Source organism: Nitratidesulfovibrio sp. 1201_IL3209, from assembly GCF_036763125.1.
In the GTDB taxonomy this organism is placed as follows: domain Bacteria; phylum Desulfobacterota; class Desulfovibrionia; order Desulfovibrionales; family Desulfovibrionaceae; genus Cupidesulfovibrio.
This window is the reverse complement of sequence record NZ_JBAIYT010000022.1, coordinates 1-14292: the sequence shown is the minus strand read 5'-3', so window position 1 is coordinate 14292 and position 14292 is coordinate 1. Positions and strand designations below refer to the sequence as shown.

The following is a 14292-nucleotide window of genomic DNA, read 5'->3' as shown; positions in this document are numbered from 1 at the left end:
CTCCGGTGGAGAAAATGCTCATGCCGAACCCATAGCACGTTTCGCGCGGCGGGGCGAGGGGCGCGCGCAGCTTGCGGCGCCGGGGGGCGGAATGGCCGGCGTGAAACGCCCGGCAAGGAGCCGCCCAAAGAAGATTTGCCGGTGACCGCGCGGCCGGTGGCGGCGCGCCTACCCGGCGGGGTCCAGCAGGTCGGTGTCGTCGTGGCCGTAGGGCGGGGCGCAGCAGCACAGCACCAGCAGCGGCGCATCCCCCGTGTTGGCGATGCGGTGCGGCGTGCCGGGGGCGATGTGCACGGTGTCGCCCGGCCCCACGGCAAAGGTGGACTCGCCCAGGGTCATCAGCCCCTGTCCGGCGGTGACGTGGTACAGTTCCTCGCTGCGCGGGTGGCGGTGCAGCAGGGTGACGCAGCCGGGGGGCACCTCGGCCTCGGCCAGCGACTGGTTGCGGTTGCCGTGCACGGCGGGGTGCATCAGTTCGCGGATGATGGACCCGTCGCGGGTGACGTAGGGCGCGGCCCCGGCGCGGGTGGTCAGCGTGGCGGCGGCGCCGCCATCGGTCGCGGGTCTGGCCATGGTCGCTCCCTTGGGTGCGTCGCGCCCGAGCGAAGCGCCCCGGCCCCACGGTTCTCGAAAGTCCTCATGGAGCCGGGGCGCATGCATCCGGTCGTGTTCCGTCCGGCGTGGTCCCGTTACGGGGCGTGCGGCCGTTCGGCCCGTTCGGTTCAGTACAGCTGCTTCAGCAGGTCTTCCGCGCTCTTGGTGTCGTCGTCGCCGCGGTGCACCGGGTCGCCCGCCGTGGAGGTGGGCTGGGTGCCCAACTGGAACGGCAGCAGGTAGCTGGTCTCGGAGCCGGGTCCGGCGATCTGGCCGGTCTTGCCGTCCACGCGCACCATGACGATGCCGGGGGGCATGGGGAAGTCGTCCGGCGGATACGAGGGCTCCACCACCTTGCGGTAGTCCACGAAGATGGGCAGCGCGGCGCGCCCGCCGGTCTCGAACTTGCCCATGGGCGCCACCTGGTCGAAGCCCACGTACACGGCGGTGACCAGATGCGGGGTGTAGCCGATGAACCAGGCGTCGCGCTCGTCGTTGGTGGTGCCGGTCTTGCCCGCCAAGGGCCTGCCCAGCGCCTTGGCGCGGGTGGCCGTGCCGTCCTGCACCACTTCCTTCATCAGGGTGGCCATGATGAAGGCGTTCTGCGGGCTGAGCACTTCGCGCACGTCGGGTTTCGACTCGAACAGCGTCTCGCCCCAGGCGTCCTGTATCGAATGGATGAACCTGCGCTTGGCCACGCGCCCCTCGGCGGCGAAGGCGGTGTAGGCTTCCGCCATGTTGATGGGCGAAACCGCCACCGCCCCGAGGCTGACGGAGAGCTCGTTGGGGAACGGCCCTTCCAGCCCCAGCGCCGTGGCCCGCTCGATGACGGCGGGAATGCCGATCTTCTGGGCCACGCGGATGGTGCACAGGTTGCGCGACTTGGCCAGCGCCGTGCGCAGCAGGGTGGGGCCGTAGAACACGCCCTCGAAGTTTTCCGGCCGCCAGATCTTGTCGGTGTACTCGTTCAGGTACACGAAGGGCGCGTCCAGCACCACCGACCCGGCGGTGAAGCCGTGGTCCATGGCGGCGGAGTACACGATGGGCTTGAACGACGAACCGGGCTGCCGCCTGGCCTGGACGGCCCGGTTGAACTGGCTGTCGCTGAAGCTGTAGCCTCCCACCAGGGCCAGCACGTCGCCGGAGTCGGGCTCGATGGACACCACCGCGCCCTGCACGTCGGGGTACTGTTCCAGCGAAAGCTGGATGACCCCGGCCTGCGAAACCAGCGAGGGGTTGTAGCTGGCGGCCTTGCCGTCGGCCCCCAGGGCGGAGACCCACACCACGTCGCCCACGTCCAGCACCTTCCTGGCGTCCTTGACGGCGGCCACGTGCTCGGGGGCGTAGCGGACGTCCGGGGTGCGGCACCAGGCCATGGTCTTCACGTCGATGAAGCCCCGGTACGCGCCCAGGCGCACTTCCGCGCCCTGAGGCACCACCTTGGTCACCAGCGCCCGCGCCCATGCGCCGTCGGCCAGCGCGGGGGGGGTGAAGTTCTCGTGCTTCAGGAAGGCGTCGTATTCGGCGGGCTTCAGGCGTTGCAGCGGCCCGCGCCAGCCGTGGCGGTGCGAGGCGTCGTCCAGCCCGGTGCGCAGGGCCTTTTCCGCCGCGGCCTGGTGCACCGGCTCCATGCTGGTGCGCACGTGCAGGCCCAGTTCGTAGATGGCGTCCTCGCCGTAGCGGTCCACCTTCAGGCCCAGGCGCTTGACGTTGGCCTCGCTGAAGAAGTCGATGAGCTGGCGGCGCACCTCTTCGAGGTACCACGCGCCCTCGCGCCAGCCGCTGTCGTCCATGGACCGGTACACCAGGGGCTGGGCCACGGCCTCGTCGTATTCGGCGCGGTTGATCCACCCCAGTTCCAGCATGCGGTGCAGCACGTACATCTGGCGCTGTCTGGTGGCGTCGGGGTCGCGGAAGGGGTTGTACTTCGAGGGGGCCTGCGGCAGGCCGCCGATCACCGCCGCCTCGGCCAGCGACAATTCGTTGATGTGCTTGCCGAAGTAGGTGCGCGCCGCCGCCTCCACCCCGTAGGCGCCGCCGCCGAGGTAGATCTGGTTCAGGTAGATGGTGAGGATTTCGTCCTTGCTCAGGTATTTTTCCAGCCTGTATGCAAGGATGGCTTCCTTTATCTTGCGCTCGTAGCTCTTTTCCGAGGTCAGCAGCAGCCGCTTGACGATCTGCTGGGTGATGGTGCTGCCGCCCTGCTTGATGGACCCGGCCTGCATGTTCTTGAGGAACGCGCGGAAGATGGCGATGGGGTCGATGCCCTCGTGCCGGTAGAAGCCGTCGTCCTCGGCGGCCAGGAATGCCTGCGGCACGCGGGGCGACATCTTGTCCAGCGGCGCCAGGAAGCGCTTTTCGCGGTAGAAGTAGCCCATCACGCTGCCGTCGCGGGCGTACACGGTGGTGACGAGGGGGGGGCGGTAATCGGCGATGCGGGTGAAACTGGGCAGGTCGTGCGAGGCCCAGACCACCAGCATGGCGGCAAGCCCGGCTGCGGCGGCAATGCCCAGCGCGCCGACGATGCCGAGGGTGAGCAGCAGTTTTTTCATGGGGGTGCGCGTTACAACGTTTCCGGCCCGTCGTCCAGAGCGCCCGGTTTGCCGGGCCGGGGCGGCCTGCGGCGGCCGCGCGGCGCGGTGCGGGGATCGGGAACGGGCTGGGGTTTGGGCAGGAGGGCCGCGTCCCGCGCTCCGTGGGGAGGCGGTGCGGCGGGGGCATCGACGTCATCGGCCGCGGGGGCGGCGTCCCGGTCGCCGTTCGGAGAGGCGAAGGGCAGCCCTGTCCCGAAGGTATCCAGCGGGGGCAGGCCCCAGGCCAGGCGCATGCGCCCGAACAGCAGGCGGACGTCCTTTTCCGTCAGGTGCACGGCGGCCAGCACGCTGGCCAGGGTGCGCCCCTCGCGCACGGCCACGCAGTGGTCCGGGGTGAACAGGGTGATGCGCTCGCCGCGCATCCACAGGGGAAACAGGCGACAGTACCAGGGCCGCACCTCGCGCGGCAGGCGGCAGCCCTCGGCCCCCAGGAAGGCGCAGTCGCCCCGCCGGTCCACGGCCAGGCGCAGGTGTTCGCCGTGCAGGGGGAACAGGGCTTCCACGGCCGCCTCCTCGCCGGGGAACAGGCGCTTCATGCCGTCCACGAAGGGGCGGGTGTTGCGCTCGGTGGCGAATCCGCCCACGTGGTCGCACCATTCCACGATGCGCTCCCATTCCGAGCGGGACAGGGGGAAGCAGAACTCCTCCTCGCCGGGGGTGGTGGAGCAGCATGTCTGGCCTTCGGATGCGCAGCGGGCGCAGGCCGAGGGATCGGACGGGGGCGCGTCCCGTCTGGCATGCGGCCGGGCGCAGGGCTTGCCGGAAGCGCCGGGGGTGCCGGGCGCGCCGGATTTGCCGGGGGTGCGGGGTGCGCGCGCCATGTCAGTAGGCTCCGGAGCCCGAAGTGGGCCAGTTGCCGTTGAAGCCGCGCAGCACCACCACCCAGAAGGCCCGGCCGGGCTTGCCCCGGTGGGTGGACTGGTAGCGGGTGGCCTGCACGGAATCGAACATGGCGTCAAGCTGGCGGGGCATGTCCGGCCCGTCGCGGCGCACCAGCACCGCGTCCCAGCCCACCTTGTCGGCGGGCGACGGCCAGATGTCGTACTGGCTCATGCGGCGGCCGAAGTCGGCGCAGTAGGTCACCGGCTGGCCGGGGGCGTAGAAGGCCAGCGAGGCGGTCATGTCGTAGGCGTCGGAAAAGAAGAACACCCGGTCCGGGTCGGGCAGTTCGCGGCGCACCTCGTCGAGGTGTTCGCCAAGGTCGGCCCAGCCCTTCAGGCGGGTGGCGGGGTTGTACTGCGGCGGCAGGGGCAGGACGTCCTGCGTGTGCACCAGGCCGAAGGTCAGCACGCCCAGCACCGCCCACACGGGGACCAGCCTGCGCCAGACGGTGGTGCGCGCCCCCTCCGCGCGGAGGGCGGCGTCGCGGCGGCGGGCGGCCAGCAGGTCGGCCAGGCAGCACGCGGCCAGCATGATGCCCGCCACATAGCTCATGGCGGGCCAGTTGGGATAGATGCGGGTGTGCAGGCTCCACAGGGTCATGCCGCCCCACAGGGGCCAGAACCCGGCGGCCAGCAGGATGTCGCGGCGCAGCCGGTCGGTGTCGGAGGGGGGGGCGGAGGCGTTGTTGCCGTTGGCGCCCCCCGCCGCCTGCCCGGTGCAGGCGTTGCGCAGGGCGCGCCAGCCGCCCACCAGCATCAGGCCCAGCCACCACGGGGTGATGATGCCCGCCTGCGCACCGAGGTGCTCGGGCAGGCGGTCCGGGGTCAGGAAGGTCTTGGCGGCCTTGCCCGCCACCCCGGCCAGGGTGGCCACGTGGCGGAAGCTGACCCAGTCGTTGGCGATGTTCCAGGCCAGGATGGGCAGCATGCCCACGGCGGAACCGGCAGCCATCACCCCCAGCACGCGCCAGGCCACGCCGCGCGCCAGCAGGCCGTGGCGCGCGAGGCCCCACAGCCACAGCACGGCCAAGCCGCCCATGGCCAACATCATGTACTTGGCCAGCACGCCAAGGGCCATGCAGGCGAACAGCAGCGCGTAAGGCATGCGGCGGCGCGGTTCCTGCGATATCCAGTGCAGGCAGAACAGCGCACCGGCCCAGCACAGCAGCAGGGGGCTGTCGGTGGTCATCAGCACGCCCGAGGCCATGAACAGCGGAGTGGCGTTGGCCACGAACAGGGTCAGCACGCCCAGCGCGGGCGCGCGGAACAGCCGGGCAACGCCGAGGTACAGCAGGGTCTGGGCCAGGGCCGAATTGACCACCGCGCCCATGCGCACGCCGGTTTCCGTGTCGCCCAGCAGGGCCGTCCAGGCGTGGATGAGCCACGCGATGAGCGGCCCCTTGGAGTAGTAGGAAAGTTGCAGCCTGCGCGACCAGTCCCAGTACTGCGATTCGTCCTGCACCAGGTCCAGTTGGCCGGACGCCACGAACCACAGCCGGACCAGGGTGGTGACGGCGATGATCACGCCCGCGCACAGGGCCGGATTGCGTTCCCAGACGGGGGCGGTGGGCAGGATGGAGGCCGTGACCGTGGCTCCGGCGCGCGGGGCGTGCGCGCCATGGCTGCCGGTGCCGGTGGCTGTGCCAATGGCTGGGGCGGTCGGGCGGAATTCGGGCCGGTGTATGGATGCGGACATGCGCGCGAAGACAACCTGTGGGGATAGGGGGATGGGGGCGGCGGGCGCGGGCGGAACCGCGTGCCGGGGAGCGTGTCCGGTGCGAACCGTTCTGGTGCGAACCGCTCCCGAACGGTGCCGCAGGGAATGTAGCCTCTCGGAGTGGGGGTGTCCAGAAGGGCGGGATGCGGCCGTGGCCGACCGCTGCCCGCCCTTCCCGTTCAGGCGTGTGCAGTTGTTGCGGGGCGCCCTGCCGCCGCCGGGGGAGGCGCTACCTGTACAGCCGCTTGAGCACCTTCAGCTTCAGGTCCGAGCCGGGGGCGAAGCGCAGCGGGATGTCGAAGAAGTTGGAGCCCACGGCGGCCGCGCGCGGGGCCGAGAAGGTGGCCAGCCCCGCCGGACCCGCCACGGCGCCGTGCCCGGTTTCGCCCACGCCCCCCTGCGGCAGGCGCGGGTTGGCGAGGTGGGTGGCCGCGTCGTTGATCAGCACGGCCCCGGCGCGGGTGGTTTCCATCAGCCGTTCGCCGCGCGCGTGGGCGGTGGTGAAGGCGTACAGCGCGGTGAGCGCGGGCAGCCCGGCCAGGAAGGCCGTGGCCTCGTCCAGCCGGGCATAGGGGCGCACCACCAGCACGGGGCCGAAGCCCTCCTCGCGCAGGACCGGACTGTCGTCGGGCACGTCGGTGATCAGGGCGGGCGGCACGTACAGGGCCGCCCTGTCGGATTGGCCGGGGGCGTCGCCGGGGCCGAAGGGCAGGGCGCGCCCGGCGGCCAGCCGTTCCGCCTGGCGCACGAACCCGGCGGCGGAGACCATGCGGCCGAAGTCCGCGCTGGCGCGGGGCTGCGGGCCGAAGGCGCGTTCCAGTTCGGCGCGCAGCCCATCCAGCACGCGGTCCAGCACGGTGCGCTGCACCAGCAGCACGTCGGGCGCGGCGCGCAGTTGCCCGGCGTGCAGGAACTTGGCCCACACGATGCGCCGGGCGGCCATGGCGATGTCCGCGTCGCCGTGCACCAACGCGGCGGACGGCCCGCCGGTGATGGCGGCGTACGGGGTCAGGGTGCGGGCGGCCAAGGCGGCGATGGTCCGCGCGCCGCGCGTGTCGCCGTCGTACCACACGAAACCGGGCGCGGTGGCCAGAAGGGCCTCGTCCGTTTCCGCCCCGCCGGTGACCACGGCCACGTGCTCCGGCTCGAAGTACTGGCGCACCAGCCGGGCCACCATCTCGGCCGTGGCCGGGGCTTCGGCCGAGGGGCGCAGCACCACGGCATTGCCCGCGCCGACGGCGTCGGCCAGGGGCACCAGCAGGCTGCGGAACGGGTCGGCCCAGTGTCCATGCACGACCACCCGGCCCAGCGGCTGGCGGCGCACGTAGCTGCGCGCCTTGAACTGCCCCAGCGACGAGAGCACCCGCCGCCCGCCGCAAAAGCCGGGCACGGCCTTGATCAGCCAGTCGATCTCGTGCAGCGCGGGCACCACCTCGCGCACCAGAAAGGGGTGTTCCGGGCGGCCGTAGTCGGCGCGGATGGCGTCGGCCAGGCGGTCGCGGTAGCCCTGCACGCCTTCGCGCAGGCGGCGCAGGGCGTCCACCCGCGCCCCGGAGGGCAGCACCGCGCCCGAGGCGATGAACGATTTCTGGCGCGCGGCCAGCGCGGCCATGTCCTCACCGGTGACCGAGGGCCCGGTGACGGAAGTGCCTGCGGCGGCGTCGGCAGGGACGGACGCGAAGGGGGATGCGGAGGGCTGGGCGGAACTGGGGACGGAACTGGGGACGGAGGTCTGGGGCATGGCGCGCTCCTTGGCGGACGTTCCGGCGCGGGGCGGATGCGCCCCGCCCGATACGGAGGGTTCGGCGGAAGGCTGGCGGCTGGCCGGGGCACGGGACGCCCGTCGGGGACATGGGACGCCGGAACTGCCCGCCTGCTCAGGCCGGTTCGGGCCAGTTCGGGCCAGTGCGGACCGGATCGGGCCGAAGACCGTGGTGTGCGCCCGGTACGGTCCGCCATTGTGTAGTGATACCCCATCCCGTGTCGCCGCGCCAGTGGGGCCGACGGGGAAACACGGCCGCGCGGGCGTCTTGACAGGTTTGCCGCTTGCGGTGCAGGCTAGACTGGCCTTCGTGCGGCCCGGCGTCTGGAAACAGCGCCAACGGGGCCGGTCACTGCGGGCGCACGCGACACCGCTTGCGCCCCTTCGGCGTGCCCGTGGCACGGCGCGACGCAGGTGCCCCTTTCCCCATGCCGCGCGGACGCCGCAATGATCCGTCAGGGAGAGTTTTCACGATGTCAAAGGGTTCCAATCAGTTCGACGTTATCGTCGTGGGCGGCGGCCCGGCCGGGCTGTTTGCCGCGTACCACCTTGCCGAGCATTCCGGCCTGCGCACCTGCCTCATCGAGCGCGGGCAGGACGTGCGCAAGCGCAGCTGCCCCATCAACAAGACGCAGAAGTGTCTGAAGTGCAAGCCGTGCCACATCCTGTCCGGCATGGGCGGCGGCGGCCTGTTCTCGGACGGCAAGCTCAACTTCATCCACAAGCTGGGCAAGACCGACCTTACCCAGTTCATGCCCCGTTCCGAGGCGGAAGCCCTGATCAACGAGACGGAGACCATCTTCAACCGTTTCGGCATGGACGGCCCGGTCTACCCCTCGGACATGGAGGCGGCCAAGGCCATCCGCAAGCAGGCCAAGAAGCACGGCATCGACCTGCTGCTCATCAAACAAAAGCACCTCGGCAGCGACTGCCTGCCCGACCACATCGCCTCCATGTGCGCGCACATCCGCGACAAGGGCGTGGATATCCGCACCGGCGAGGAAGTGCGCGCCCTGACCGTGGAAAACGGCGCGGTGCGCGGCGTTGTCACCGACAAGGGCGAATATTCCTGCAAGGCGGTGATCATCGCCCCCGGCCGCGTGGGCGCGGACTGGGTGGGCGAACTGGCGCGCGGGCACGGCCTGGCCGTGAGCCAGCGCGGCATAGAGGTGGGCGTGCGCGTGGAAGTGCACAAGGACATCATGTCGGATATCACCGACGTGATCTACGACCCCACCTTCTTCGTGCAGACCGACAAGTACGACGACCAGACCCGCACCTTCTGCACCAACCCGGAAGGGTTCATCGCGCTGGAGAACTACCAGGACTTCGTGTGCGTGAACGGCCACGCCTACCGTCACCGCAAGTCGGAGAACACCAACTTCGCCTTCCTGTCCAAGGTGGTGCTGACCGACCCGGTGTCCGACAACCAGGGCTACGGCACCGCCATCGGGCGGCTGGCCACCATCATCGGCGGCGGCAAGCCCATCCTGCAACGCTTCGGCGACCTGCGGCGGGGCCGCCGGTCCACATGGAACCGCGTCAACAAGGGCTACATAGAGCCCACCATGACCAACGTGGTGCCCGGCGACATCGCCATGGCCCTGCCGGAACGCATCGTGACCAACCTGGTGGAGGGGCTGGAGCAGTTGAACAACGTCATGCCCGGCATCGCCAACGAGGAAACGCTGCTCTACGCGCCGGAGATCAAGTTCTTCGCCACGCAGGTGGAGACGGACAACCGCCTGGAAACCTCGCTGAAGGGGCTGTTCGTGGCGGGCGACGGGCCGGGGGTGGCGGGCAACATCGTGTCCGCCGCGGCCACCGGGCTGATTCCGGCCAAGGCCATCATCGAACGGTTGTAGCCTGGCGGCGCGCCGCATTCTCCGGGCAGGCGGGATGGGGGCGATACGCGGGAATGAAGCGGACAAACGGACGGGGCGCCTTGCGGGGCGTCCCGTTTTCGCAAAAGGAAAAATCGGAGGAATCGTGGGATGCCGGGCCTTCACCGGCGGCACGACCGCGCGCCGGGCGGCGCCCATCGGCGCATCGCCGATGCCGGGCGGGGCCTGCGCGGCGCCAAAGGCCGCAGGCCCCGCGCCCCGCCGCAAGCTGTCCGGTCAGCTCTTGATGCTGCGCTGGCAGAAGGCCACCACCCCGCGCGCAAGGTCCGGCGTTTCCGGCCAGAAGATGCGGCGGCGGTTCAGGCCCAGCAGCAGGATGCCGATGATGCGCGCCGTTTCCGGCACGTCGATGTCGTCGCGCACCGTGCCGTCGCGGATGCCCCGGATCAGGCAGGCCTCCACGGTCTGGAACAGGCTGGTGGACAGCGCGTCCATCACCGCGCGGGCGCTGGGGATGGTGGTGTAGGTGTTCAGCAGCACCCGCGTGTCGGTCAGGCGCATGTCGATGAACCCGCAATGGTCGAGGATCAGCGTTTCCAGCAGGCAGTAGCCGCTCTTCTGCCGTTCCTTGATGGCCGCCATCAGCTTCCGGTACTCTTCCAGGTAGGTTTCGACGATGACGTCGAACACTTCCTGCTTGGAACGGTAGTGCCGGTAGATGGCCGCGTCCGTCACGTTGGACGTCTTGGCGATCTGCGCGATGGTGGTGCCCTTGAAGCCGTTGGCGGCGAACAGGGCGCGTGCGTTTTCCAGTATCAGGTCCTTGGAGGATGCCATGCGTGCCTCTTTTCTGGATGCGTCCGCCGCAAGGGAAGCGAAAGGTGCGGAACGCGCGTTGCGCTGCACACCATAGACACGTTCCCGCACGCGGCGTCAAGCACCGGAATTTGCGCGGGGTCGAAACGGCATGCCGAAACGCCGCCCCCGGAGTCCGGACCGGAATGCATCGCGCCCGGCAGCATCGCACCGGACACCATCGTTCCAGCCTGCCCCGCACTGGCGGGGCGCGGCCTGACTACGCCCGCCGCACCCCGTCGCGCCTGTCGTATCAGGCGTAGTCGCCGGGCGTCTCCTGCCCACGCAGCACCCGCAGCACCCCCGATGCCAGGGCGTGCATCTCTTCCACCTCGGGCAGCACCACCACCGGGGCCAGCCATTCCAGCCGCCGGCGCAGCCGTTCCGTCAGCCGGACGCTGCGGGCCATGCCGCCGGTCAGCACCACCCCGGCGATGCGGGCCGGGCAGGCATTCACATTGACGGGCTCGCCGCAGCCGGTGCCGCTGCCGCCGTCCATGAGGGCTGGCGCCAGCGAGGCGATCTCCTTGGCGATGGTGTAGGCCACGGCCTCGAACACCAGTGCGGCGTGGGCGTCGGGCGCGGCGCCGCCGCCACCGTCCTCGCCGTCACCGGCCGCACCGTCCATGCGCCGCTCCAGCACGCGCAGGTCGTTGGTGCCGCAGTGGGCCCACATGCCGCCCTCGCGCAGGATGATGCGCCGCAGTTGTTCGAAGGTGTAGGTGCCGTCCTGCACCAGCGAGAGCACGCCGAGCGACGGCAGGCGGCCGGTGCGCTCCGGGGCGATGGGGCCGTCGCCGTCCAGAGCGTTGATGACGTCCACGATGCGCCCGCAGCGGTGCGCGGCCACGGAAATGCCGCCCCCCATGTGCGCCACCAGCCAGCGGTTGGCCGCGTAGTCCACGCCCAGCAGCGTGGCGGCGCGCCGCGCGGCGGAGCGCTGGCTGAGGGCGTGGAACACGCTGCGGCGCGGCAAGGCGGGCAGGCCCGAGATGCGCGCCACCTCGTCCATCTCGTCGGTGACCGGGGGGTCCACGATGTAGGCCGCCACACCCCAGCGGGCGGCGTAGTCGTGGGCCAGCGGCGCGCCCAGGTTGCAGGGGTGCTCTCCGTAGCGGGCCTGCTCCAGCGTTTCCAGCATGGCCGGGGTGATGCGCCACGCCCCGCCGGGCATTGGCGGCAGCAGCCCCCCGCGCCCGGCCACGGCGGCCAGGGGCAGGTCGGCCACACCGTATTTGGCGAGCAGCGCATCCACGGCGGCACGGCGGTATCGGTACTGGGCCATCACCGTGGGAAAGGCCGCCAGTTCGTCGCGCGGGTGCTCCACGGTTTCGGAAAACACCTCGGTCTCGCCCTCATACAGGGCCACCTTGGTGGAGGTGGAGCCGGGGTTGATGGCCAGAATGCGTTCGACTGCGGGACCGGGCGAATCCACGGGACCGAGTGTGCTGGCGGCAGGGGCCGAGTTGGCGGCCTGATTGGCGATGTGGGAAGACTGGGACGTCAGATGGGTATCCTCTCGAAAGGCTGTGTCGTGCAGGGGCGGCAGACCGGGAGCCGGGCCGCCGGAACAGGGCGGGACGGTTTGCCTACCCGCGTGCCGCCAGGGCCAGATACCCCGCCAGCGCGACGGAGCAGAACTTGGACCGTTCGCTGTCCCCGCGCGAGGTGACCACCAGCGGCGCGGAACTGCCCGCCATGGTGCTGGCCATGTCCGCGTGGGCCAGGGTGGTCAGCGACTTGTACAGGATGTTGCCGCTCTCGATGTCCGGCGCGACGAGGATGTCGGCGCACCCGGCCACGGGGTGGTCCACGCCCTTGCGGGCGGCGGCGTCGGGCGAGATGGCGATGTCGAGGGCCATGGGACCGGCCACGTCCGCCGCGCCGAATTCGCCCTGCTCGGCCATGCGGGCCACGATCTGGGCGTCCAGGGTGGCGGGCATGGCGGGCAGGATGACCTTTTCCGTGGCCGCCAGCATGGCCACGCGGGGCCGGGCGATGCCCAGCGCGCGGGCCACGGCCACGGCGTTGTGCACGATTTCCAGCTTGCGTTGCAGATTGGGGCGGATGTTCACGGCGGCGTCGGTCATCATGGCCAGGCGCGTGCCGCCGCCCCGCACGGGCAGTTCGAACACGGCCACGTGGCTCAGCACGCCCTTGGGCGGCAGGCCCGTGGCGCGGTTGAGCACCCGGCGCAGCAGCACATCGGTGTTTACCAGACCCTTCATGAGCACCTCGGCCTCGCCGCCGCGCACCAGATCCACGGCGCGCTGCACGGCCTCGCGCGGGTCGGGGGCGTGCACGGCGGCGAGGCCGGAAATGTCGCGCGACAGGTCCGCCGCGATGCGCGCGGCCTGCTCCATGTCGCCCACCAGAAGGGGCTGGGCGATGCCCCGGTCCATGGCGTCCAACAACGCGCCCAAGGCGTGCGCCTCGGCACAGGCGGCCAGCACGATACGCGGACGCGCCCCGCAGTCGGCCACCCGCGCCACCAGATCGTCGAGGCTGCGCGGCCCCTGCACGCCCGTGTGCGGGCTCTGACAGATGTTCGCTTCAGTGGTCAAACCGGCTGCTCCGCTGGAGTTTGACGCGGCGATCAGGCAAAATCGCCGCCCCTGCTAATCGTCGTCGCCGCGCTTCATGGCGACCACCCCCGTCCTCGCCAGACTGCGGATGCCGAACGGGCGCAACATGCGGATGAAGCCGTCCACCTTCTGGGTGTCGCCGGTCATTTCCACGGTCATGGTTTCCTGGCCCATGCCGATGACGCTGGCGCGGAACACCTCGCACACCTGCATGATCTGGGTGGTGGTCTCGCGGGTCACGTCCACCTTCACCAGCACCAGCTCGCGGTCCACGAAGTCGCGGCGAGAAAGGTCCTCGACCATGGCCACCACGTCCTGGGCGCGCAGTTCGTCGGCGATGGCTTCCAGTTCGGCCTCGTGGTCCTCCACGGTCAGCACGAGGCGCGAGACGTCGAAGTCCTCGGTCTCGGCGCAGGAGATGGAACGAAAGCTGATGCCCCGGCGCCGGAAGACGTCGGTGGCCTCGGCCACGGCCCCGGCCCTGTTCTTCACCAGCACGGACAAGGTATGTTTCATGGCGGCACTCCCATGTGTCGATGGGGTGGAGCATAACGCGGCCGTGGCGCTTCACGCAACGGCTTGACGGAATATCCGCCATGCGTGACCGGCGCCCCCCCCGGCTTGCGCGCCCTGCGGCCCGGCCCTATCTATGGATGGACGGCGTGGACGCTTGCCCCGGCGATGCCGTACGGCTCCGGCCCGCCATTCACCGCCTTGCCCGAAACAGGAACCGCCATGACCTACCGCCCCGAACCCGACGAGGAATTCAGCCCGCGCGCGGAACACGCCCGCATCCCCCATGCCTCCAGGCGCACCTCGCTGCGCACGCTGCTGCTGGGGCTGGCCGCCCTGTGCGTGGCGGTGTACTCGGTGCACGTCATGCTGCCGGAAGGCCTCTCATCCCGCAATGACGCGCAGGGCGCGGCGCAGGCCGCCCAACAGATCGCCGGGCAGGCTACCGGCTGGCGCGACGTGACGCCCGAGGAAGCCTACGCCATCATCCGGCAGCGCCAAAACGACGAAACGTTCATGGTGCTGGACGTGCGCACCCCGGCGGAATACGCCGAAGGACATGTGCAGGGCGCGCGGAACATCGACTTCACCTCGCCGGAATTCCGCGACCGGGTGCGCTCGCTGAACCGCAACCGCACCTACCTGGTGTACTGCCGCTCGGGCAACCGCAGCGGCAAGGCCTTGGAAGTGTTCCGCGACCTCGGCTTCACCTCCGTCCTGCACATGAACGGCGGCACGCTGGCCTGGAACGCGGCCAATCTGCCGCTGGAAAAGTAGACCGCCCCTCCTCTTCTTTCCTCGCTCAGGTACGCACGCGAACGGCGGCCCACCCGACGGAGGGCCGCCACCTCGTGCATACTGGCGTGCTGTCTATGCGCTACCCGATGAAAAAGTTTTGAAGGAGGGGAGGGGGTGCGGGGGAGGGGTGGAAAAATTTAAAAAAAGTT

General features: G+C 70.5%; 11 protein-coding genes. 2 read left to right on the top strand and 9 right to left on the bottom strand.

The features are described 5' to 3' along the window. Window positions 1-168 precede the first annotated feature (168 nt). The 5 genes from V6B97_RS11130 to V6B97_RS11110 form a co-directional block, all read right to left on the bottom strand. A complete protein-coding gene (locus V6B97_RS11130) occupies window positions 169-573 on the bottom strand; it encodes a cupin domain-containing protein (RefSeq protein WP_333506581.1) in 405 nt (134 codons plus the stop codon). A gap of 149 nt (window positions 574-722) precedes the next feature. Next, the gene (locus tag V6B97_RS11125) at window positions 723-3146 is read right to left on the bottom strand and encodes a penicillin-binding protein 1A (RefSeq protein WP_333506580.1); all 2424 of its coding nucleotides are present in this window, start codon (window positions 3144-3146) and stop codon (window positions 723-725) included. A gap of 11 nt (window positions 3147-3157) precedes the next feature. Further along, the gene (locus V6B97_RS11120) at window positions 3158-4009 is read right to left on the bottom strand and encodes a YkgJ family cysteine cluster protein (RefSeq protein WP_333506579.1); all 852 of its coding nucleotides are present in this window, start codon (window positions 4007-4009) and stop codon (window positions 3158-3160) included. A gap of 1 nt (window position 4010) precedes the next feature. Continuing rightward, window positions 4011-5765: an ArnT family glycosyltransferase gene (locus V6B97_RS11115; RefSeq protein WP_333506578.1), complete on the bottom strand. Its 1755-nt coding sequence runs from the start codon at window positions 5763-5765 to the stop codon at window positions 4011-4013. Between the two features lie 250 nt (window positions 5766-6015). Then, a complete protein-coding gene (locus tag V6B97_RS11110; RefSeq protein WP_333506577.1) occupies window positions 6016-7527 on the bottom strand; it encodes an aldehyde dehydrogenase family protein in 1512 nt (503 codons plus the stop codon). A gap of 494 nt (window positions 7528-8021) precedes the next feature. Between V6B97_RS11110 and V6B97_RS11105 the strand changes: the two genes are divergently transcribed. After that, window positions 8022-9413: an NAD(P)/FAD-dependent oxidoreductase gene (locus V6B97_RS11105; protein WP_333506576.1), complete on the top strand. Its 1392-nt coding sequence runs from the start codon at window positions 8022-8024 to the stop codon at window positions 9411-9413. 255 nt (window positions 9414-9668) lie between these two features. Here the strand turns inward: V6B97_RS11105 and V6B97_RS11100 are convergent, their stop codons facing one another. From V6B97_RS11100 to ilvN, 4 genes are all read right to left on the bottom strand, one after another. After that, entirely contained in the window at window positions 9669-10229 is a 561-nt protein-coding gene (locus V6B97_RS11100) for a TetR/AcrR family transcriptional regulator (RefSeq protein ID WP_333506575.1), read from the bottom strand. Between the two features lie 271 nt (window positions 10230-10500). Next, window positions 10501-11682, bottom strand: coding sequence for a butyrate kinase (buk, locus tag V6B97_RS11095; RefSeq protein WP_333506574.1), 1182 nt, complete (start codon window positions 11680-11682; stop codon window positions 10501-10503). 154 nt (window positions 11683-11836) lie between these two features. Next, a complete protein-coding gene (locus tag V6B97_RS11090) occupies window positions 11837-12811 on the bottom strand; it encodes a phosphate acyltransferase (protein ID WP_333506573.1) in 975 nt (324 codons plus the stop codon). Window positions 12812-12865: 54 nt separating this feature from the next. Further along, complete coding sequence (gene ilvN / locus V6B97_RS11085) at window positions 12866-13348, bottom strand: acetolactate synthase small subunit (protein WP_333506572.1); 483 nt, start codon at window positions 13346-13348, stop codon at window positions 12866-12868. Window positions 13349-13567: 219 nt separating this feature from the next. On the opposite strand from ilvN, the gene V6B97_RS11080 reads away from it, so the two are divergent. Further along, window positions 13568-14122 (top strand): rhodanese-like domain-containing protein, encoded by a 555-nt coding sequence (locus V6B97_RS11080; protein WP_333506571.1) that lies wholly within the window; start codon window positions 13568-13570, stop codon window positions 14120-14122. Window positions 14123-14292 lie beyond the last annotated feature (170 nt).